General features: G+C 71.0%; 16 protein-coding genes. 14 read left to right on the top strand and 2 right to left on the bottom strand.

The features are described from left to right. The first annotated feature begins 8 nt into the window (after window positions 1–8). The 13 genes from smc to VGW35_25130 all read left to right on the top strand — a co-directional run bounded on the left by smc (window position 9) and on the right by VGW35_25130 (window position 15,652). Window positions 9–3,548 carry a chromosome segregation protein SMC gene (smc, locus tag VGW35_25070; protein ID HEV8310946.1) on the top strand — a complete coding sequence of 1,180 codons (3,540 nt, stop codon included), beginning with the start codon at window positions 9–11 and terminating at the stop codon, window positions 3,546–3,548. A 170-nt stretch (window positions 3,549–3,718) separates the two neighbouring features. Beyond that, the gene (gene ftsY, locus VGW35_25075) at window positions 3,719–4,636 is read left to right on the top strand and encodes a signal recognition particle-docking protein FtsY (protein HEV8310947.1); all 918 of its coding nucleotides are present in this window, start codon (window positions 3,719–3,721) and stop codon (window positions 4,634–4,636) included. 1 nt (window position 4,637) lies between these two features. After that, entirely contained in the window at window positions 4,638–5,732 is a 1,095-nt protein-coding gene (ribD, locus tag VGW35_25080; GenBank protein HEV8310948.1) for a bifunctional diaminohydroxyphosphoribosylaminopyrimidine deaminase/5-amino-6-(5-phosphoribosylamino)uracil reductase RibD, read from the top strand. 10 nt (window positions 5,733–5,742) lie between these two features. Next, a complete protein-coding gene (locus tag VGW35_25085; protein ID HEV8310949.1) occupies window positions 5,743–6,393 on the top strand; it encodes a riboflavin synthase in 651 nt (216 codons plus the stop codon). 1 nt (window position 6,394) lies between these two features. Further along, window positions 6,395–7,633, top strand: coding sequence for a bifunctional 3,4-dihydroxy-2-butanone-4-phosphate synthase/GTP cyclohydrolase II (locus VGW35_25090; GenBank protein ID HEV8310950.1), 1,239 nt, complete (start codon window positions 6,395–6,397; stop codon window positions 7,631–7,633). A gap of 55 nt (window positions 7,634–7,688) precedes the next feature. Then, window positions 7,689–8,195 carry a 6,7-dimethyl-8-ribityllumazine synthase gene (gene ribH / locus VGW35_25095; protein HEV8310951.1) on the top strand — a complete coding sequence of 169 codons (507 nt, stop codon included), beginning with the start codon at window positions 7,689–7,691 and terminating at the stop codon, window positions 8,193–8,195. A 150-nt stretch (window positions 8,196–8,345) separates the two neighbouring features. After that, entirely contained in the window at window positions 8,346–8,756 is a 411-nt protein-coding gene (gene nusB / locus VGW35_25100; protein HEV8310952.1) for a transcription antitermination factor NusB, read from the top strand. A gap of 8 nt (window positions 8,757–8,764) precedes the next feature. Next, window positions 8,765–9,484, top strand: coding sequence for a metallophosphoesterase family protein (locus VGW35_25105; GenBank protein ID HEV8310953.1), 720 nt, complete (start codon window positions 8,765–8,767; stop codon window positions 9,482–9,484). 66 nt (window positions 9,485–9,550) lie between these two features. Continuing rightward, the gene (gene lnt / locus VGW35_25110) at window positions 9,551–11,068 is read left to right on the top strand and encodes an apolipoprotein N-acyltransferase (GenBank protein HEV8310954.1); all 1,518 of its coding nucleotides are present in this window, start codon (window positions 9,551–9,553) and stop codon (window positions 11,066–11,068) included. Further along, window positions 11,068–12,163, top strand: a protein-coding gene (gene prfB / locus VGW35_25115) for a peptide chain release factor 2 (protein ID HEV8310955.1) whose coding sequence is annotated in 2 segments (ribosomal slippage) — window positions 11,068–11,136 and window positions 11,138–12,163 — 1,095 coding nt in all. Because the reading frame shifts where the segments join, the coding sequence is not laid out codon by codon here. Before lnt ends, prfB begins: the two co-directional genes overlap by 1 nt. A gap of 2 nt (window positions 12,164–12,165) precedes the next feature. Further along, the gene (gene lysS, locus VGW35_25120) at window positions 12,166–13,683 is read left to right on the top strand and encodes a lysine--tRNA ligase (protein ID HEV8310956.1); all 1,518 of its coding nucleotides are present in this window, start codon (window positions 12,166–12,168) and stop codon (window positions 13,681–13,683) included. 51 nt (window positions 13,684–13,734) lie between these two features. Beyond that, window positions 13,735–14,964: a lipoprotein-releasing ABC transporter permease subunit gene (locus VGW35_25125; protein ID HEV8310957.1), complete on the top strand. Its 1,230-nt coding sequence runs from the start codon at window positions 13,735–13,737 to the stop codon at window positions 14,962–14,964. Further along, window positions 14,957–15,652, top strand: a complete 696-nt coding sequence (locus VGW35_25130; GenBank protein HEV8310958.1) for an ABC transporter ATP-binding protein — start codon at window positions 14,957–14,959, stop codon at window positions 15,650–15,652. The genes VGW35_25125 and VGW35_25130 overlap by 8 nt, the downstream gene beginning before the upstream one ends. Window positions 15,653–15,698: 46 nt before the next feature. Here the strand turns inward: VGW35_25130 and VGW35_25135 are convergent, their stop codons facing one another. Next, on the bottom strand, window positions 15,699–16,211 hold the full coding sequence (locus VGW35_25135) for a hypothetical protein (protein HEV8310959.1): 513 nt from the start codon (window positions 16,209–16,211) through the stop codon (window positions 15,699–15,701). Window positions 16,212–16,255: 44 nt separating this feature from the next. Next, entirely contained in the window at window positions 16,256–17,683 is a 1,428-nt protein-coding gene (locus tag VGW35_25140; GenBank protein ID HEV8310960.1) for a sialidase family protein, read from the bottom strand. A gap of 291 nt (window positions 17,684–17,974) precedes the next feature. Here VGW35_25140 and VGW35_25145 point away from each other — a divergent pair, with 291 nt between their 5' ends. Further along, window positions 17,975–20,425, top strand: coding sequence for an ATP-dependent Clp protease ATP-binding subunit (locus VGW35_25145; protein ID HEV8310961.1), 2,451 nt, complete (start codon window positions 17,975–17,977; stop codon window positions 20,423–20,425). Window positions 20,426–20,454: the final 29 nt, after the last annotated feature.

A 20,454-nucleotide genomic window follows, 5' to 3' on the forward strand; every position in this document is an offset into this window, starting at 1 on the left:
TCAGGGGTATGCGCCTTCAAGGGCTCACGCTGTTCGGCTTCAAGTCGTTCGCCGATCGAACCGACGTCAAGATTCTCCCCGGCATCACCGCCATCGTCGGCCCCAACGGCTGCGGCAAGACCAACATCGCGGACGCGCTCCGGTGGGCCCTCGGTGAGCAGAGCCCGAAGGCGCTCCGCGGGCACCGGATGGAAGACGTGATCTTTCACGGCTCCACCTCGCGCCGGCCGCTCGGGCTCGCCGAGGCGCTCCTCACCTTCTCGAACGATGGCGATGTCCCCGTGCCCTGGAGCGAGATCTCCGTCGGCCGGCGCCTCTACCGCGACGGCGAGTCGGAGTACCTCCTCAACAAGACTGCCTGCCGGCTGAAGGACATCCACGACCTGTTCCTGGGGACGGGCGTCAATCCGAAGGCGTACGCCCTGATGGAGCAGGAGCGGCTGGCTCACATCCTCACTGCACGTCCGCTCGATCGCCGCGTCTTCGTCGAAGAAGCCGCCGGAATCACCCGCTACAAGCAGCAGCGCACGGAGACACTCCAGAAGATCGAGGCGACCCGCCAGAACCTCCTGCGCGTGCGCGACGTGATGGACGAGGTGAAGCGCCAGCTGACCTCGCTCGAGCGCCAGGCCAGAAAGGCGCGGCAGTACAAGGCGCTCCAGGGCGAGCGACGCGGGCTCGAGCTCGCGCTGCTGGCGGCCGAGCACGCCGCGCTCCTCGGGGAGGAGGCGCGCCTCTCCACGGAGGAGCGGACGGCCACCGATCGCGCCGAGGCGCTCCGGGCGCGCGTCGCCGCCCTCACCGCGGAGCAAGAGCTCCTGCGGGCCGACGCGATGGCGGCCGAGCACCGCGCCGCGGACCTGCGTCACGGCCGGGACCGGGCCGAGCTCGAGCTGACCACGTGTCTCGAGCGGGCCACCGAGATCATGCGGCTCGAGCAGGAGCTGGAGGGCGATCTCCTCCGGCTCGGTGACGAAGCCGAGACGCTCGCGGCGCGGCTCCAGGCCCTCGAAGAGGAGCGGGCGGCCAAGCTCGCCCTGGCCGGAACTCTGCGGGACGAGTTCGCCCGCCTCCGCCAGCGCGCCCTGACCGAGGAGGCGGCGCTGGAGATCCTGCGGGGCCGCCTGCGGGAGGCGCGCGAGGAGGCCGAGCGGCTCCGTCGCGAGCAGGTCGTCCTCGCCGGACGCCGCACCGAGCTCGGGCAAATCCTCGGCGGCCTGGAAGAGCGGGGCGAGCAGCTCGGCCGCCGGCTCGAGCGGCTCACGGCCGAGCAGGGCCAGGCCGATCTGGAGCGCGGCCGGCTCCTCGACGACCGGTCGGCGACCGACGCCCGGCTCGCCGAGGCGACCGCTCGCGCCGCCGCGCACCAGGCGACACTCGCGCGCCTGGCGGCCGCCCTGGAAGCCGCCCTCGGCGCGCGGGCGCGCGCCGTCGAGGAGGCCGACGAGTGCCGCGTCGCGCTGGCGGCTCGCCGCTCGAGCCTCGCGGCGCTCGAAGAGCTCGAAGCCCAGCGGGCCGGGTATGGACGCGGCGTCCAGGCGGTCTTCGCGGCCGCGCGGGAGGCGCGGCTCGAGGGCGTCGTCGGGACCGTGGCCGATCTGCTCGAGGTGCCGCGCGAGCTCGAGCGAGCGATGGAAGCCGCCCTCGGCGAACGCCTCCAGTGGGTCGTGGTGGAGACCTTCGCCGCTGCCAAGGACGCGCTCGCCTATCTGGGCCGCGGCGGCGGCCAGGCGACCTTCGTCCCGCTGGACTGGCTGAACGGCGGGCCCAAGGGGTATCTGCCGGTCGGGGAGGAAGTGATCGGGCCAGCCGGCTCGCTCGTGGGATCCGGCTACCCGAGGCTCGTCGAGAACCTGCTCGGGTCGGTCGTGGTCGTCCGCGACCTGGGGGCGGCCGAGCGGCTCTGGAGCCAGAACGGCAACGGGACGAGCTTCGTGACGATCGCCGGCGAGGTCCTGACGCCGCCCGGCGCCGTGGGCGGCGGACGGGCGGCCGGCGGGAGCGACGCCTCGCTCCTCGCGCGGAAGCGCGCCATCCGGGACCTCCAGGCGGGCGTGGCCGAAGCCGACACGGCGCTCGAGGCCGCCCTCGGCCGGGTCCGCGCGCGGGAGGCCGAGCTCACGGAGCTCGCCGTCCAGCAGAAGACGGCGGGCGCGGCGCGGGAAGGGGCCGAAGCCGACCGGCTCGGCGCCGCCAAGGATCTGGAGCGCCTCGACCAGGAAGCGCAGCGCACCGGCCTCTTTGCCGACACGCTCCGCACGGAAGCGGCGCAGCTCGCGGCCGAGGCGGCGGGCGTCGGAGTCGAGCTCGGGGCCCGGCGCGGCGAGCTGGCGGCCGTGGAGGTCGCCACCACCACCGCCGACGCCGGGCTCGCGCGGGTCCTGGCCGGCATCGAGTCGGATGCGACGGCCGAAGCCGCGCGGGCCCAGGCCTTCCTGGAAGCGCAGGTGGACCTGGCCGCGCTGGCCGGCCGTATCGACGCGACCGAGAGCGACGTCGAGCGCCTCCGCGGGGCCGAGGCCGATGTGCGCGAGCGAATGAGCGCCGGAGCGGCGCGGGGCATCGCCGTCCGGGAGCGGCTCGGGCTGACAGCGGCCGAGCGGGCCCGACTCGAGGAGCGGGCCGTCGCTCTCCGCCAGGAACGCGACGCGGCCCAAGCGGCGGCTCAAGTGGCGGCCGAGGCGCTCCAGGCCCTCACCGAGCGCCTCCGGGCCCTCGGTGAGGAGGTGCGCGGCAGCGAGAGCGAGCTCGGCCGGCTGACGCACAGCCTGCGGGAGCTGTCCGTGCGGGCCGCCGAGGCGCGCGTCCGCCGGGAGGACCTCGAGACCGACGCGCGCCGGCAGTTCGAGGTGACGCCCGAAGCGCTACGCCAGACGCACGACCCGGCGCGCGACATGGAGGCGATGCGGACGCGGGTGGAGGAGCTGGGGACGAAGATCGCGGCCCTCGAGCCGGTCAACCTGATCGCGGACGAGGAGTACCGCGAGCTCGACGAGCGTCTCGGCTTCCTCCGCGCCCAGCACGACGACCTCACCGCGTCCGTGAAGGACCTGGAGCGGGCGCTCCGCGGCATGACGCGGACCGCGCAGGAGCGCTTCGTCCGGGCGTTCGAGGCGATCAACCGCAACTTCCAGGAGCTGTTCGCCCGGCTCTTCGAGGGTGGCCATGCCGAGCTGCGCCTGGTCGAGGCGCCGGAGGGCGGCGACCCGCTCGAATCGGGGATCGAGATGGTCGCCCAGCCCCGGGGCAAGCGGCTTCAGGCGATCTCCCTGCTCTCCGGCGGCGAGAAGGCGCTGACGGGACTCGCGCTGCTCTTCGCGATCTTCTACTACCGGCCGAGCCCGTTCTGTCTCCTCGACGAGGTGGACGCGCCCCTCGACGACGCCAACATCCATCGCTTCACCCGGGTCCTCCGCGAGCTCAGCGGCCAGACGCAGTTCATCGTCATCACGCACAACCGGAAGACGATGGAGGCGGCGGACGTGCTCTACGGGGTCACCATGGAGGAGCCGGGGCTCTCGCGCATCGTCTCCGTCAACCTGACCTAGGCGGGGTCAATTATCTTCGCGTAGCTTCGTCCCCGGTCGTCGGCCTCGCGGGAGCCCCGGGGCGAGCCGGGGCCGGGCTCAAACCCCTGTGTTAGACTACGATTTGCCATGCAGGCGGCGGGGGTCGGTACATTTCTGCGCGGGTGCCGGGAGGCGCGGGGACTCTGCCCGTGAAGTTCTTCTCGGCCCTGACCGAGCGCGTTCGCGAGAGTCTCAACAAGACCCGCGAGGCGTTCCAGGAAGGATTCGACCGGGTCTTCAAGGGGGAGGAGCTGACGCCGGCCACCCTGGAGGAGCTGGAAGAGCTCCTGCTCCAGGCCGACCTCGGCGTGGAGACCACGGAGGCCTTCATCGAAGCCGTGCGGGACCAGGCCCGGCGCGGGCGCCTCACCGATGGCGACGTGCGGGAGAGCCTGGCGGCTCACCTCCGGGACGCGCTCAAGGGTGCCGCCGCCCCCCTCGCCCTCGACACGCGGCCGGCCGTCCTGCTCGTCCTCGGCGTGAACGGCTCCGGCAAGACGACCACCTGCGGCAAGCTCGCCTGGGCACTCAAGCGTGATGGGAGCCAGGTCCTGCTCGCCGCCGCCGACACGTTCCGGGCGGCGGCGATCGAGCAGCTCGAGCGCTGGGGGGACCGGGTGGGCGCGCCGGTCGTGAAGCAGGGACCGGGGGCGGACCCCTCGGCGGTCGCCTTCGACGCCGTGAAGGCCGCCCAGGCCCGCCAGGCCGACGCCCTCATCGTCGACACCGCCGGGCGGCTCCACACCAAGACGAACCTCATGGCCGAGCTCCAGAAGGTCAAGCGTGTCATCGGCCGGCAGCTTCCCGGGGCGCCGCACGAGACCCTCCTGGTCCTCGACGCGACGACCGGTCAGAACGGGATCGCCCAGGCCCGGCTCTTCCACGAGGCGCTCACGCTGACCGGGCTCATCCTCACCAAGCTCGACGGGACGGCCAAGGGCGGCATCGTGGTCCGAATCGCCCGCGAGCTCGGCCTCCCCATCAAGCTGGTGGCCACCGGGGAACGCCCCGAGGACCTCGCGGTCTTCGACCCCGAGACCTTCGTGGCGGCCCTGGTCTCGGCCTGACATGGACGACGCCGGCTGGATGGCGCGCGCGCTGAGCCTGGCCGAGCGGGGGCTCGGGCTCACGTCGCCGAACCCGGCGGTCGGCGCCGTCCTGGTGCGAGACGGCACGGTGGTCGGCGAGGGCTGGCACCGCGCGGCCGGCGGGCCGCACGCCGAGGCGGCGGCGCTCGTCGCCGCCGGCGAGGCCGCTCGCGGGGCTACCTGTTACGTGACGCTCGAGCCGTGCGCGCACCACGGGCGCACGCCGCCGTGTGCGGACGCCCTCATCGAAGCCGGCGTCATCCGGGTGGTGGCGGCTTGCCTGGACCCCAATCCCCTCGTCGATGGACGCGGCCTGGCGCGCCTCCAGGCGGCCGGCATCGAGGTCGCGATCGGGGTGGGGGAGCCAGAGGCCCGCGCGCTCAACCGGGCGTTCTTCACGTTCGTGACGGCGGGCCGGCCCCACGTGACGCTGAAGTCGGCCATGACGCTCGACGGGAAGATCGCCGCCTGGGACGGGGCCTCCCGGTGGATCACGGGAGACGCCGCGCGCGAGGAGGCTCATCGGCTCCGCTTCCGGGCCGACGCCATCCTGGTCGGCATCGGGACGGTGCTGCGCGACGACCCCGAGCTGACGGTCCGTCTTCCCGGGGCGCCGGCCAAGGAGCCGTACCGCGTCGTGGCCGACAGCCGACTCCGGACGCCGGCCGATGCCCGCGTTCTCCGCGCCGGGGACCCGTCCCGGACGATTGTCGCGTGCGGCGCGCCGGCCCCGACGGCTCGCGCCGCGGGTCTGCGCGCCACCGGGGCGCGCGTCCTCGAGCTTCCCCGGGACGGCCGGCGCGTGGACCTCGGGGCGCTCCTCCGCGCGCTCGGGGAGCTCGGCGTCGTCTCAGTCCTGGCCGAGGGCGGGGCGGAGCTGGGAGCCGGCCTCTGCGAGGCGGGACTCGTCGATCGCGTGGCGTTCTTCGTCGCCCCCCGGCTCCTGGGGGGCCGGACGGCGCCCGGGCCGGTGGGCGGAGCCGGACGAGCCCTCAAGGAATCGGTAACCCTCGCGGGTGTAACATATCGGCGGATCGGCGAAGATCTCCTGATCGAGGCCGACGTGGCGCGCTGATGGTGAGCTGATGTTCACGGGACTCGTCGAGGCGCTCGGCTCGGTGGAAGAGCTCGCCCGAGACGCCGCGGGCTGGCAGCTCACCCTCCGGGCCCCGGCCGACTTCGCCCGCCAGGCCACGCTCGGTGAGAGCGTCGCGGTCAACGGGGTGTGCCTGACGGTGGTCGGCACCGAGGCGGCCGCCTTCCAGTTCGACCTGGCCGACGAGACGCTCCGGGTCACCGCGCTCGGTGACCTTCGCCGCGACGACCCGGTGAACCTCGAGCGCCCCCTCCGCCTGGGGACCCGGCTCGGCGGCCACCTCGTCCTGGGCCACGTCGACGGGGTCGGGCGGGTCAGCGCCGTCGAGCCGGAGGGCGCCGGGCGCCGCCTCACGGTCGAGATGCCGCCCGCGCTGCAGCCGCTCCTGATCCCGAAGGGATCGGTGGCGGTGGACGGGGTGAGCCTGACGGTGGCGAGCCTCCACGGGACAGGATTCAGCGTCGCCCTCATTCCCCACACGCTCGCGGTGACGACGCTCGGCCGGCGCGGGGTCGGGGCTCGGGTCAATCTCGAGATGGACGTGATCGGCAAGTACGTGCGGGCGCTCCTCCCCGGCGGGGAGCCGGCCCGCGAGTTCCTGGAACAGCACGGGCTCGTGGCCCGGGCACGGGAGGAGTGAGATGGGCCGCGCATACGACACGCACGACGACGATCGGCCGTTCGCCTCCATCGAGGCGGCCATCGAGGACATCCGGCAAGGCCGGATGCTCATCGTGGTCGACGACGAGGACCGCGAGAACGAGGGCGACTTCGTCATGGCGGCCGATCGGGTGACCCCGGAGGCCGTGAACTTCATGGCGACCCACGGCCGGGGCATCATCTGCGTGCCGCTGACCGGCGAGCGGCTGGACACGCTCCGGATCGGCATGATGGTGAGTGAGAACACCGCGGCCATGGGCACCGCCTTCACGGTGACGGTCGACGCCAAGCGCGGCGTCACCACCGGCACCTCCGCCTACGACCGGGCGCTCACGGTCCGGGCGCTGGTCGATCCCGGCACCCAGCCGGAGGACCTGGCTCGCCCCGGGCACATCTTCCCGCTCCGCTCGATGCCAGGCGGGGTGCTGCGGCGGGCCGGACACACGGAGGCGTCAGTGGATCTGGCCCGGCTCGCCGGCTGTTTCCCCGCCGGCCTCATCTGCGAGGTGATGAACGCGGAAGGGCGGATGGCGCGCCTGCCCGAGCTCCTCGCGCTCGGCGAGGAGCGCGGGGTTCGGATCATCACCATCAAGGACCTGATCCATTACCGGATCCAGAAGGACAAGCTGGTCCGCCGGGCGGCCACGACGGTCCTGCCCACCCCGTACGGGACCTTCACGGCCATCGCGTACGAGACGACGGTGGACGACCGCGTGGTGCCGGCCCTGGTGATGGGCGAGATCCGCGGTGAGGAGCCGCTCCTGGTCCGGGTCCACTCGGAGTGCCTGACCGGCGACGTGTTCCAGTCGCAGCGGTGTGACTGCGGCGACCAGCTGCGCAAGGCCCTCACCATCATCGCCTCCGAGGGCCGGGGCGCACTGATCTACATGCGCCAGGAGGGACGGGGCATCGGTCTCCTGAACAAGGTGCGCGCCTACGAGCTCCAGGATCAGGGCAAGGACACCGTCGAGGCCAACGAGGCGTTGGGCTTCAAGGCGGACCTGCGCGACTACGGCATCGGGGCGCAGATCCTCGTCGATCTCGGTGTCCGCTCGATGCGGCTCCTGACGAACAACCCGAAGAAGATCGTGGGACTCGAGGGCTACGGGCTCACGGTGGCCGAGCGGGTGCCGATCGAGATCCCGCCGTCCGACCAGAATCGCTTTTACCTGAAGACCAAGCAGGACAAGCTGGGCCATATGTTCTCCTGGATGCCGTGAGCCAGCCCGGGCCCTGCCCCGGACCCGATCGAGTGGCTGGTCCGAGAGTGCTGCGGTGAGTGGAAGGGCGCCGGAGCACCGCGGCCGGCCGGCGGCCCGAGGCCGCCGATTCGCGATCGTCGCCTCGCGGTTCCACGAGGAGATCGGCAAGCGTCTCGTGGAAGGGGCCCGGGACGCCCTCCGGCGGCACGGCGCCGCCGAGAAGGACGTGAGCGTGTTCTGGGTGCCGGGCGCGTTCGAGGTCCCGCAGGTGGCCCTCATGCTGGCCCGCCGGGGCCGAGTCGACGCCGTGGTCTGCGTCGGGTGCGTCATCCGCGGCGAGACCCCGCACTTCGAGTATGTCGCGGGCGAGGCGGCCCGGGGGATCGCCGAGGTGAGCCGGCTGACCGGTGTCCCGGCCACGTTCGGGGTCATCACGGCCGAGAACCAGGAGCAGGCGCAGGACCGGGCCGGGGGGCGGGTCGGGAACCGGGGCGAGGAGGCTGCCGTGGCCGCCGTCGAGCTGGTGGAGCTCCGGCGCCTGCTGGAGCCTCGACGGCCTCGGCGCCGCGCGCGAAGGTAGCCGGGAAGCTGTCGGATCGACCGCGCGCACCGTGACGCCGAACCTCTCCGCTTATGGTGGTCCGCTCCGAGCGGCGGCTTTGCCGCCGCCACCGGTCCTGGGGGAAGTCTCGGAGGGGGCCGTTGAGGCCCCCTCCGAAGAAGAGTAGATATGGGTCGCCGTCGGAAGGCGCGTGAGCTGGCACTCCAGCTTCTCTACGAGCTCGAGCTGCGAGGCGACAGCGACCTGGACGCAACGGCCGACGAGTTCTGGCGCCGGCAGGCGGTGCCGGACGCCATCCGCAGCTTCGCGGACACGATCGTCCGGGGGACGCGCGCCAATCAGCCCAAGATCGACGAGCTGATCGGTCGGTTCGCCGAGCACTGGGACCTGGATCGGATGGCGGTGGTGGACCGGAACATCCTGCGGGCCGGCATCTTCGAGCTCCTCTGGGGGGGCGAGGTGCCTCCCAAGGTCGCCATCAACGAGGCCCTGGACATCGCTCGGAAGTTCTCGACCGAGGAGTCGACCCGCTTCATCAACGGTGTGCTCGACCGCGTGCGCCGGGAGCTTTCTCCGTAAGGTACGCGATCCTCTCGGACATCCACGGCAACGAGCCCGCCCTCCAGGCGGTGCTCGCCGACCTCGACGGTCTCGGCGTCGACGGCGTCTTCTGCCTCGGGGACCTCGTGGGCTACGGCGCCGATCCCGGCTCGGTGGTCGAGATGCTCCGGGCGCGGGGGGCCCGCAGTGTCGCCGGCAACCACGACTATGCCGCCGCCGGCCGCCTCGCGCTGGACTGGTTCAACCCTCACGCGCGGGCGGCGGCTGAGTGGACGGCCGAGCAGCTGACCGCCGACCAGGGCGTCTACCTGGCGGCGCTCCCGCTGGTGGCCGAGCATGCTGGAGCGACATTGGTCCACGCCTCGCCCCGGGCCCCCGAGAGCTGGCCCTACATCGTCGGCCCGGGAGACGGGGCAGAGGCCTTCACGGCCTTCACGACGCCTCTCTGCTTCATCGGGCACTCCCACCTGCCGTCGGCCTGGACCCTGGGCGCGGACGGGAGGGTGGCCTTCCGGCCCGGCTCCGGCCGGACGGTCCTCCAGCCGGGGGCGCAATACCTGATCAACGTGGGCAGCGTGGGCCAGCCGCGCGATGGGGACCCGTGGGCGGCCTACGCGGTCTGGGACCTGGAGGCCGGGGTGGTCGAGGGCCGGCGCATCGCCTACGACGCCCTCGAGGCGCGCCGTCGGATCCACGCCGCCGGGTTGCCCCGGATCCTCGGCGACCGCCTCCTCCGGGGACGGTAGGCGTGCGTTCGAGAAGGCGACGGCCTGGACCGACCGTGCGATGAGGCTCCCTCCGAAGCGTGAGCCATGAGGCGCGTCGACGAGCGAGCGCGGCGCCTCCTCCTGGCGGTCGGCGCCGGGGTGGTGCTGCACCTCGCCTATCCGCGGCCCGGCTGGGACCTCATCGGCTGGGTCGGGCTCGCGCCCGTGCTCTGGCTCGCCGCCACCGCCCGCTCACCGGGCCGGGCGTTCGTCGAGGCTGGGCTCGCCGGCCTCGCCTTCTTCGTCCCGCTGCTACGCTGGCTGATCCACACGATGACGACCTACTCCACGCTGCCCCGGCCGGTCGCGGCGCTCGTCCTCGTCGCGCTGTCAGCCTACCTGGCCCTCTACTGGGGCGGCGTCGCCTGGGCGGTGGCCTGGCTGCGGGCGACGCTGGGTCCGGCCGCCCTGTGGCTCGCGCCGGCATTCTGGGTGGCCGGCGAGCTCGCCCGCACGCATCTGCTCTCCGGCTTTCCGTGGGGCCTCCTCGGCTACATCCCCTATCGCCGGCTCGAGCTGATCCAGGTCGCCGCCTGGACGGGAGTCTACGGGGTCTCGGGTCTGATGGTCCTCGTCAACACCGCGCTGGCGTGGTTCCTGCTCGCGCGCACCCGTCAGGCGATGGCCCTCGGCGCGGCCGTGATCCTGGTGGTTCTCGGCGGCACCCTCGCGGTCGGCCGGGCCAGCGTCCCCCCGGCCGGCTCCGACACGATACCCGTCGCCATCATCCAGGGCAACATCGACCAGTCGATCAAGTGGAACCGGGCCTACCAGCAGGAGACCCTGCGCATCTACGCCGAGCTGACGCGGCGCGCGGCCCCCGGGATGCGGCTCGTCGTGTGGCCGGAGGCGGCGGTGCCGGCCTACCTCCTCTACGAGCCCTGGGTCCTGGGGTGGCTCACCGACCTGGCCGGCGAAGTCCGGGCGCCCCTCCTCGTCGGCGCGCCGGACGCCCGGCGCGAGGGCCGCGCCACGCGCTACCTCAACAGCGCGTTTTTCGTGGGACAGGCGGGGGTTCAGGCCCGCTATGATAAAATGCAACTCGTGCCCTTCGGGGAGTATGTCCCCCTGAAGGGACTGCTGTTTTTCGTGGAGGCGATTGCGGCCGAGATCGGCGACTTCACGCCGGGCCGGGAGCGCGTGATCTTCCCCCTCCAGGGGACGCCGTTCGGGGCGGTGATCTGCTATGAGGTCATCTTCCCCGATCTCTTCCGCCAGTTCGTCGTCGAGGGCGCGAGCTTCATGGTGAACATCACGAACGATGCGTGGTTCGGGGACTCCGGCGGGCCGCTCCAGCACCTGGCCATGGTACCCCTCCGCGCGGTCGAGAACGGCGTCGCCATCGTCCGAGCGGCGAACACCGGGGTCTCCACGCTGGTCGCCCCCTCGGGTCGAATCGGTCCCGAGCTCGGCCTCTTCCGCCGGGGGTTCCTGCAGGTCGAGGTCCCTCGGCGGGCGGGTGAGACCTTCTACACGCGCGCGGGCAACCTCTTCGCCTACCTGATGAGCGCGCTGGCGGCAGCCGCCCTCCTCGGCCGGCTCGGCGCCGCCCGGGTCCGCTAGTGCTGAACGAGCTCAGACGGGACTTCGCCGAGCTCGAGCGACGGCTCGACGACCTCCGGGGGCATCTTTGACCTCCCGGCCAAGGAAACCCGCCTCGCCGCGATCGAGGCCGAGATGGGTGCCCCGGCGTTCTGGGACGACGCCAAGCGGGCCCAGGGACTCATCCGCGAACGCAACGAGCTGAGCCGGCTGGTCGGCCGGGCCGGCGAGCTCCAGCACCAGCTCGGCGAGCTGCGCCTCCTCTGGGAGATGGCCACCGAGGAGGCGGACGAGAGCCTCGAGCCCGAGATCCAGGACGGCCTCCGGCGCCTCCAGCAGGAGCTCCGGGAGTTCGAGCTGACGGTCGTCCTGTCCGGAGAGCACGACCGAAAGGCCGCCATCGTCTCCATCCACGCCGGCGCCGGCGGCACCGAGTCGCAGGACTGGGCCCAGATGCTGCTGCGGATGTACACGCGCTGGGCCGAGCGGCGCGGCTACAAGGTGGAAGTCGTGGACCTGCTCCCGGGGGACGAGGCCGGGATCAAGTCGGTGACCCTCACCGTGAGCGGCGAGTACGCCTACGGCTACCTCAAGGGGGAGACCGGCGTCCACCGGCTGGTGCGCATCTCGCCGTTCGACGCCGCGCGCCGCCGCCACACCTCCTTCGCCTCCGTCTCCGTCATCCCCGAGGTCGAGGACGTCGAGGTGGTGGTCCGCGACGAGGACCTCAGGATCGACGTCTTCCGCTCGTCGGGCCCCGGGGGCCAGGGGGTCAACACCGCCGACTCCGCGGTCCGCGTCACGCATCTGCCCACCGGAATCGTCGTCTCGTGTCAGAACGAGCGCTCCCAGCTCCGGAACCGCGATACCGCGCTCCGCGTCCTGCGGGCCCGCCTCTACCAGCTCGCGGACCAGGAGCGCAAGGCGGAGCTCGAGCGTCTCACCGGCGAGAAGAAGGACATCGCCTTCGGGAGCCAGATCCGGTCGTACATCTTCGCGCCCTACCAGCTCATCAAGGATCACCGCACCAGCGTCGAGATCGGGAACGTGGAGGCCGTGATGGACGGGGAGATCGACCCGTTCATCGAGTCCTATCTGTTCGCCGCGGCGAAGTAGCGGTGGCTGAGCACGAGCTGATCCGCCGGCGCCTGGCCAAGCTCGAAGCCCTCCGGGCGGCCGGCATCGATCCCTTCGGGACACGATACCCGGTCTCGCACTGGGCGGCCCCCCTCCACGCCCGCTGGGACCAGGCGAGCGACGAGGAGCTCCGGGGCGCGGGGCCCGTCAGCGTCGCGGGTCGCCTGATGGCGCTCCGGCACCACGGGAAGTCGTGCTTCGCGACCCTTCAGGACGGGAGCGGGCCGATCCAGCTCTATGCCCGGGCGGACCTTCTGGGCAGCGAGTACGCCCGCTTCATCGAGCTCGACGTGGCCGACTTCGTCGGCGTCACCGGCGAACTCTTCCGCACGCGCACGGGCGAGCTCACCGTCCAGGTCAAGGCGTGGACCTTCCTCACCAAGTCGCTCCGACCGCTGCCCGAGAAGTGGCACGGGCTCAAGGACGTGGAGACCCGGCACCGACAGCGGTACGTGGACCTCCTGGTGAACCCCGAAGTGCGGGAGGCCTTTCGGCTGCGGACGCGTGTGATCCAGGCCATCCGGGCGTTCCTCGACGCCCGCGGCTTCCTCGAGGTCGAGACCCCGACGATGCAGTCGATTCCGGGGGGTGCGGCCGCCCGGCCGTTCGCGACCTACCACAACGCGCTCGACCTGCCGCTCTACCTCCGGATCGCGCTCGAGCTCCACCTCAAGCGGCTGGTCGTCGGCGGGCTCGACCGGGTCTACGAAATCGGCCGGATCTTCCGGAACGAGGGCGTCTCGACCGAGCACAACCCCGAGTTCACGATGCTGGAGTTCTATCAGGCTTACGCCGACTACCGCGACCTCATGGAGCTGACCGAAGCGCTCTTCGTCGAGCTCGCCCGGACGCTCCGGGGGTCGACCAGCATCACCTACCAGGGCGACACCATCGACCTCACCCCGCCCTGGCGCCGGCTCAGCTACCTCGACGGGGTCGCCGGTGTCCTCGGCCTCGATCCGCCGGCCCTGGCGGATCGCGACCTGATCGTGCGACGGGCGGCCGAGGTGGCCCGGACGCGGGGAGTGGAGCCCGAGGGCTGGGGCTGGGACGGCGCCACCCCGGCCTACCAGTTGTGGAAGGACGTCTTCGAGACGTTCGTCGAGCCCGACCTGGTGCAGCCGACGTTCGTGGTGGATTTCCCGGTGGAGCTGTCCCCCCTCGCCAAGCAGAAGCGCGAGGACCCGTCGCTGGTCGATCGGTTCGAGCTGTCCATCGGCCGGCTCGAGCTGGCCAACGCGTACTCGGAGCTCAACGATCCCATCGAGCAGCGGCGGCGCTTCGAGGCGCAGCTCCTGGCGCGGGAGGCGGGTGACGAGGAGGCCCATCGGCTCGACGAGGACTTCGTCCGGGCGCTCGAGTACGGGCTCCCGCCGACCGCCGGGGAAGGCATCGGGATCGACCGGCTGGTGATGCTGTTCGCCGATCGCGCCTCGATCCGCGAGGTGATCCTCTTCCCGCTCCTGCGTCCGGAGACCGGGGGCGAGGCGGAGGGCTGATGGGCCGGCCCGGGACGGTCCCGTCGCGCCGCGTCGTGTGAAGGTCGCCCAGTGAGCGGGCGCGCGCTCCCCTTCGAGCTCTTCATCGGGCTCCGGTATCTCCGCTCCAAGGGCCGACGCGGCTTCCTGTCGCTCCTCACCGTGATCGCGATGGCCGGGATGGCGCTCGGGGTCATGACGCTGATCGTGGTGCTCGGTGTGATGTCGGGGGCCGAGGAGGAGCTCCGGGAGAAGATCGTGGGGACGACGGCTCACCTCCTCGTGATGGACGCGGCCGGGCAGGGGATCGAGGACGTGGGGCACGCCCTCGAGGTGATCCGCCGGCACCCCGAGGTGCGCTCGGCGTCCCCGTTCGTCCTGCAGCAGGCGATGCTCTCCCACGAGCAGGCGGCCACCGGAGTCGTCCTGCGGGGGATCGACCCCGAGGCGGGGGCCATCGAGCTCCCGCGTCGGGTGAGGCAAGGAAACCTCGCCGACCTGGCCGGCCCCGAGCCCGGGATCGCCCTCGGCCGCGAGCTGGCGCGGAACCTCGGCGCCTCCGTCGGCAGCACGGTGACCGCGATCTCCCCCAAGGGCGCGGTGACGGCGGTCGGCACCATCCCCAAGATGCGGCCGTTCCGCGTCGTCGCCATCTTCGAGGTCGGGCTCTACGAATACGACTCGGCGCTCGCCTACACCTCGCTCCAGACCGGGCAGCAGTTCGCCGACCTCGGCAGCCGCGTCTCGGGGATCGAGGTCCGGGTGGCGGACCCGTACCGCGCGCGGCGGGTCGCCCTGGACATCGCCAAGACCCTCGGCTTCCCGTACTGGACGCGCGACTGGATGGACATGAACCGCAACCTCTTCTCGGCCATCCAGCTCGAGAAGACCGCCATGTTCATCATCCTGACGCTGATCGTGTTCGTGGCGGCGTTCGCCATCATCAGCCACCTCATCCTGATGGTGGCCGAGAAGCGGCGGGAGATCGGCGTGTTGCGAGCCCTGGGAGCGGGCGCCCGAAGCGTCATGCTGATCTTCATGGCCGAGGGAGTCTTCATCGGGGCCGTCGGCACCCTGGTGGGGGTCGTGCTGGGGGTCGCCATCGGCTGGATCCAGGAGACCTACCACATCGTGAAGATCCCCGGAGACGTCTACCAGCTCTCCGTCCTGCCGATGCGGATGAACCCGCGGGACATGGTCGTGATCGCCCTCTCGGCGCTGATCCTGTCGTTCCTGGCCACGCTCTACCCCTCCCGCCAGGCGGCCCGGCTCGATCCGGTCGAGGTGATCCGCTATGAGTGAGGCGCCGCGCCCGCCGCTCGTCGTCGCCGAGGGCCTGGAGAAGGAGTTCCGCACCGGCGCCGAGGCGCTGCGGGTCCTCAAGGGCGTCACCCTGACCGTCTACCAGGGGGAATTCCTCGCCATCGTCGGCGCCTCGGGAGTCGGGAAGTCCACGCTCCTCCACCTGCTGGGCGCCCTCGACCGGCCCACGGCGGGGCGCGTCCTCGTCCGCGGCGTCGATCTCTTCGCCCGCTCGGACGTCGAGCTCACCCGCTTCCGCCGCGACGAGGTCGGCTTCGTCTTCCAGCTCTACAATCTGCTGGCGGAGTTCTCGGCGCTCGAGAATGCCATGCTGCCCGCGCTCATCCAGCGGCGAAGCGCGGCCGAGGCGCGGCAGCTCGCCCTCGATGCCCTGCGCGAGGTGGGCCTGACCGAGCGCGTGGAGCATCGCCCGAACGAGCTGTCCGGCGGCGAGCAGCAGCGGGTCGCCCTCGCCCGCGCCCTGGTCGCGCGCCCCGCCCTCATCGTGGCCGACGAGCCCACCGGGAACCTCGATCCCAAGACGAGCGAGGGCGTCTTCGAGCTGTTCGGGCGGCTCCAGGCCGAGCGCGGCGTCACGTTCGTCGTGGCCACGCACAACCTCGAGCTGGCCCGCCGGGCCGACCGCGTCGTCCGGCTGGTGGATGGCCGGGCGGTCGTCGAGTCTTAAGCCCTACCCGATTCCGGCTCGGGCGTCCGCCGTGGTCGCGGAAGGCTCAGGGGCTCAGAAGATACCCGCTGATCCGGAAGGCCATGAAGCCGATCCCGTCCCCACTGCTGCGGAAGCCGGCGGCGATGACAGCGGTGTTCGCGTTGGCATAGAGTCGAACGTTCTGGGTTGCTGCGAACGCTCTCCGGTTACTGAAGATCACGCCCTGGAATGTCAAGGCGAGGATGTGGTCCATGCTCTGGGCGGGGACTCTCAGGCCCGGGGCAGTGGTCTTGAGCGTCGCCAGCATCTCACCCCGCGGCGTCTGGCCCAACACGGACACCGTCTCGATCACGGCCCGTTTGGTGGCCGGGATGGTGAAGGACTCCGACTTTTGAGTCTCGCCGGCGCTGAAGTGCACACCCGCCAGCATGTTGAAAGGCTGGCCGGTGTCCGGGTCCTGTGGCAGGATCGCCGCGACGGCGAACCGACTCTGCACGAGCGGCGCCAGGGCCGCTCCGGTCGCTCCGAGAACAAGGATGCCGGCTAACGGGAGCAGACACGACTTGAAGTGGCGCATGGCCCTCCCTCGGTTTTCCCCGCACGCGGACGTCCTCGGCCATCCTACTTCACGGCGGTGAAGAAGATGTCCTGGTTGCCGGGCGTGCCGTCTTGCCACACGACGTAGAGCGCGGTCAGCGACCGGCTGAGCGCCACCCACGTCGAGCCCCCCGAAGTGTTGCTCAGGTTGACCGCGTCGCCGAACGTCGCCCCACCGTCCGAGCTGCGCCGCCAGACGATGTCGTGATCGCCGGCCGTCCGGCGCGCCGGCCAGAGGACGTCCACGACGTTCCCGAACACGGCGACCTGACCCGGATGCGAGTCGGCGAATCCCGGGCCGAGGCTTCGGGGGGCTTCGAAGGTTGCGCCCCGATCCCGGCTCCTCGCGAAAAGCAGGTCGTTGTAGCCCCCCCGGTAGGCCAGCCAGACGAGGTGGACGTTCGTGCCGGCGGCGGCGATCTGGTACTGCCAGGAATAGCGGATGCCGCGACTGACGCCTTTCGCCGAGGCGAAAGTCCCGCCGCTGTTGGTGCTCCGTCGCACCAAAATCTCCGGATTATAGGGAGGATCGTTCCGGGTGTCTTCGCCCCAGGCTACGTAGACGTCCTCGGCGCCCGGCTGGGGCGCGAGGGCGATCTCGGGGAACGAGGAGAAGGTCTGGTTGCGACTGAGCCGTTGGACGCCGCCGAACGACGCGCCGGCGTTGAGACTGCGCCGGAAGAAGACGTCGAGGGGTGACGGGTATGGGCTCGACTCGGTCCACGCGACGTAGACGTGATCCCCGTGGGCGGCCAGGCGCGGGAATTGGGTACTGAAGCCGAGGTTCCTGCTCAGGTTCAGCTGAGGCGCGAATTTCGCGCCGCCGTCGGTGCTCCGCCGGAACAGGATGTCGGCGAACCTCTCCCCGGTGGGCTGGCCCAGCCAGACGACGTAGACCTTGTGCAGCGCGGCGGCCACGCGGGGGCTGGAGGAGAAGCCGGCATTGTCGCTGAGCTGGACGCGCGGCCCGAAGGTGGCGCCCTCGTCCGCGCTCGCGCGGAGGTAGACCTCCCCGGTCCCCTCGTTGAACCCCTCATCCCAGGCGACGTACACGTACCGGCCTGACGCCACGATCTGGGGGAACTCAGAGTCGATGGCGCTGTTGCTGAGGTTGCGCGTCGGCTCGAAGGTGCGGCCGCCGTCCGTACTCCGCGTGAAGAAGATCTCCCGGTTCCCCGGACTGCGGTCCATCCAGACGACGTACACCCGGTTCGGGAACGACGAGGCGACCCGCGGTTTCTCCGAGCTGCCCGCGTTGTTGCTCAGGTTGAGGACGAGGCGACCGTTGGCGGTCGGACCGGCCGACTCGGGCTCCACCGGGGGTGAATCACCGTGAGGCATCTGGGACGCGCCCCCGAAGGCCGCGAGTCGGAGGAGCGCGAGTCCGAGCAGCAGCCCCACGACGGCGCCGCCGAAGCGCCGCCACGCGACGCGTCGTCCGACAGGCCTCACGTTGCCCTCCCTCGATCGGCGGACCAGCCGGGAAAGCCGGCCAGCGCACTGGAAATCCAGACGCGCTCCCGGACGCGCCGAATCGAGGATAAATAAGCACCTCCGGTAGGGCCCGTCAAGGTCCACGAGCGTCGGCTCGACGCGCGTCGGGAAGAGACGCGCCCCATAAGTCCCGGCCCGCTCGGGCATTTTTTCCGTGAACTTCCGCCGGGCCTCGGGTATCATGAGGATGTCGGGCAATGTGCGCCCGTGTCCGGTGGGGTCCGGGAGAAAGGGCGCTGGAGGGCGAGCGTGTTTGAACGGTTCACGGAGCGCGCGCGGCGAGTCATCATCCTGGCCCGGGAGGAGGCGGGACGGTTCCGTCACGACTTCGTGGGAACCGAGCACATTCTCCTCGGCCTGATCCGAGACGGGGAGGGGATCGCCACCGCTGTCCTCCAGCGGCTCGGCCTCCGGCTCGAGACCGTCAAGTCGGAAGTGGAGCGGGCGCTCGGGGGATTCCCCAAGACGCTGACCTTCGGCGAGGTGCCGTTCACCCCGCAGGCCAAGCGGGTGCTCGAGCTCTCCATCGAGGAGGCCCGTCAGCTCGGCCACAACTACATCGGGACGGAGCACCTTCTGCTGGGCGTCATGAAGGAAGGCCAGTCGATCGCCGCCAAGATCCTCGAATCGCTCGGCGCGCGACTCGACGAGGTCCGCCAAGAGACCCTGGCGCTCCTGGGTGACCAGTACTACCCGCGCCCCAAGAAGCGCAGCCAGACCCCCGTCCTCGACGAGTTCGCCCGGGACCTCACCCAGTTCGCCCGCGAGAGCAAGCTGGACCCCGTCATCGGGCGCGAGATGGAGATCGAGCGCGTCATCCAGATCCTCTCCCGCCGCACCAAGAACAACCCCGTGCTCATCGGGGAGCCCGGGGTGGGGAAGACGGCCATCGTCGAGGGGCTCGCCCAGAAGATCGTCAACCACGACGTGCCCGATGTGCTCGTCGGCAAGCGCCTCCTTCAGCTGGATCTCGGCGCGCTGGTGGCCGGCACCAAGTACCGGGGCCAGTTCGAAGAGCGCCTGAAGGCCGTCATGAAGGAGATCCGGCAGTCCGAGAACGTCATCCTGTTCCTCGACGAGCTCCACACGCTCATCGGAGCGGGCGCGGCCGAGGGCGCGATCGACGCCTCGAACATGCTCAAGCCCGCCCTCTCGCGCGGCGAGATCCAGTGCATCGGGGCCACCACGCTCGACGAATACCGCAAGCACATCGAGAAGGACGGTGCCCTCGAGCGGCGGTTCCAGCCGATCATCGTGCGGGCCCCGTCGGTGGCCGAGTCGGTCGAGATCATCAAGGGGCTCCGGCCGAAGTACGAGGCGCACCACCGGGTCAAGATCACCGACCAGGCGATCGATGCCGCCGTCAAGCTCGCCGACCGGCACATCACCGAACGGCACCTCCCCGACAAGGCGATCGACGTCATCGACGAGGCGGCCAGCCGGACCCGGCTCCAGTCGATGACGCCCCCGGCCGAGCTCAAGGAGATCGACAAGGAGATCGAGCGCGTCGTTCGCGAGAAAGACATGTTCCTCGAGGCCCAGGAGTTCGAGAAGGCCGCCTCGCTTCGCGAGAAGGAAAAGGTGCTCCGGGGCCGGGACGAGGAGCTCAAGCGCGAATGGGAGCAGAAGAAGGGCCGGCAGACGTCGGTGGTGAACGAGGAAGACGTCGAGTACATCGTCTCCCGCTGGACCGGCATCCCGCTCTCACGCCTGGAGGAGAAGGAGTCCGCCAAGCTCTCCCGGATGGAGGAAGCCCTCCACGGCCGCATCGTGGGACAGGAGGATGCCCTCCGCGCGGTCTCCCGCGCCATCCGCCGGTCGCGGGCCGGCCTCAAGGACGCCAAGCGTCCCGTGGGCTCGTTCATCTTCCTCGGCCCCACCGGGGTGGGGAAGACGGAGTTGGCCCGGGCGCTGGCCGAATTCCTGTTCGGCGACGAGAACGCGATGATCCGCATCGACATGTCGGAGTACATGGAGAAGTTCTCGGTCTCGCGGCTCCTTGGCGCGCCGCCGGGCTACGTGGGTTATGAGGAGGGTGGCTACCTGACGGAAAAGGTGCGCCGGCGTCCGTACTCGGTCGTCCTCTTCGACGAGATCGAGAAGGCGCACCCCGACGTCTTCAACATGCTCCTCCAGGTCCTCGACGACGGGCGGCTCACCGACTCGCTCGGGCACGTCGTGGACTTCAAGAACGCGATCCTCATCATGACGTCCAACCTCGGGACGAACCTGATCGGGAAGCGCGTGAGCCCGGGCTTCCTCCAGGAATCGGCCGAGGAAGGCTACGAGCGGATGAGGGAGCGGGTGCTGGAAGAGCTCAAGCGGGCCTTCCGGCCCGAGTTCATCAACCGGATCGACGAGGTCATCGTCTTCCACGCCCTCAGCGAGGCGGACATCAAGGCCATCGTCAGGCTGATGATCACCCGGGTGAACAAGCAGCTCGAGGAGAAGGCGATCCGGATCGAGCTGACCCTCGAGGCCGAGGAGTTGCTCTTGCAGAAGGGCTACGACGCGACCTACGGGGCGCGTCAGCTTCGCCGGACGATCCAGAAGCACATCGAGGACCCGCTCGCCGAAGCCATCGTCAGCGGCCAGATCCAGGAAGGGTCCCGGATCGAAGTGCGGCCCGACGGCGAGAATTTCGCCTTCGAGCCCATCAACGAACTGACGGAACCATCCCTGAACTTGGCGGAGCGCTGAGCCGCCAGACGCTGCCGATCGGGTGAGGC

This window comes from Candidatus Methylomirabilota bacterium (assembly GCA_036005065.1).
Lineage (GTDB): Bacteria > Methylomirabilota > Methylomirabilia > Rokubacteriales > DASRDR01 > DASYQW01.

Bases quoted from the DNA above. Each gene is read 5' to 3' on its own strand.
- ribD (HEV8310948.1), top strand. From the start codon at position 4,638: ATGGACGACGCCGGCTGGATGGCGCGCGCGCTGAGCCTGGCCGAGCGG.
- smc (HEV8310946.1), top strand. From the start codon at position 9: ATGCGCCTTCAAGGGCTCACGCTGTTCGGCTTCAAGTCGTTCGCCGAT.
- lnt (HEV8310954.1), top strand. From the start codon at position 9,551: ATGAGGCGCGTCGACGAGCGAGCGCGGCGCCTCCTCCTGGCGGTCGGC.
- VGW35_25130 (HEV8310958.1), top strand. From the start codon at position 14,957: ATGAGTGAGGCGCCGCGCCCGCCGCTCGTCGTCGCCGAGGGCCTGGAG.
- nusB (HEV8310952.1), top strand. From the start codon at position 8,346: ATGGGTCGCCGTCGGAAGGCGCGTGAGCTGGCACTCCAGCTTCTCTAC.
- VGW35_25085 (HEV8310949.1), top strand. From the start codon at position 5,743: ATGTTCACGGGACTCGTCGAGGCGCTCGGCTCGGTGGAAGAGCTCGCC.
- VGW35_25090 (HEV8310950.1), top strand. From the start codon at position 6,395: ATGGGCCGCGCATACGACACGCACGACGACGATCGGCCGTTCGCCTCC.
- VGW35_25135 (HEV8310959.1), bottom strand. From the start codon at position 16,211: ATGCGCCACTTCAAGTCGTGTCTGCTCCCGTTAGCCGGCATCCTTGTT.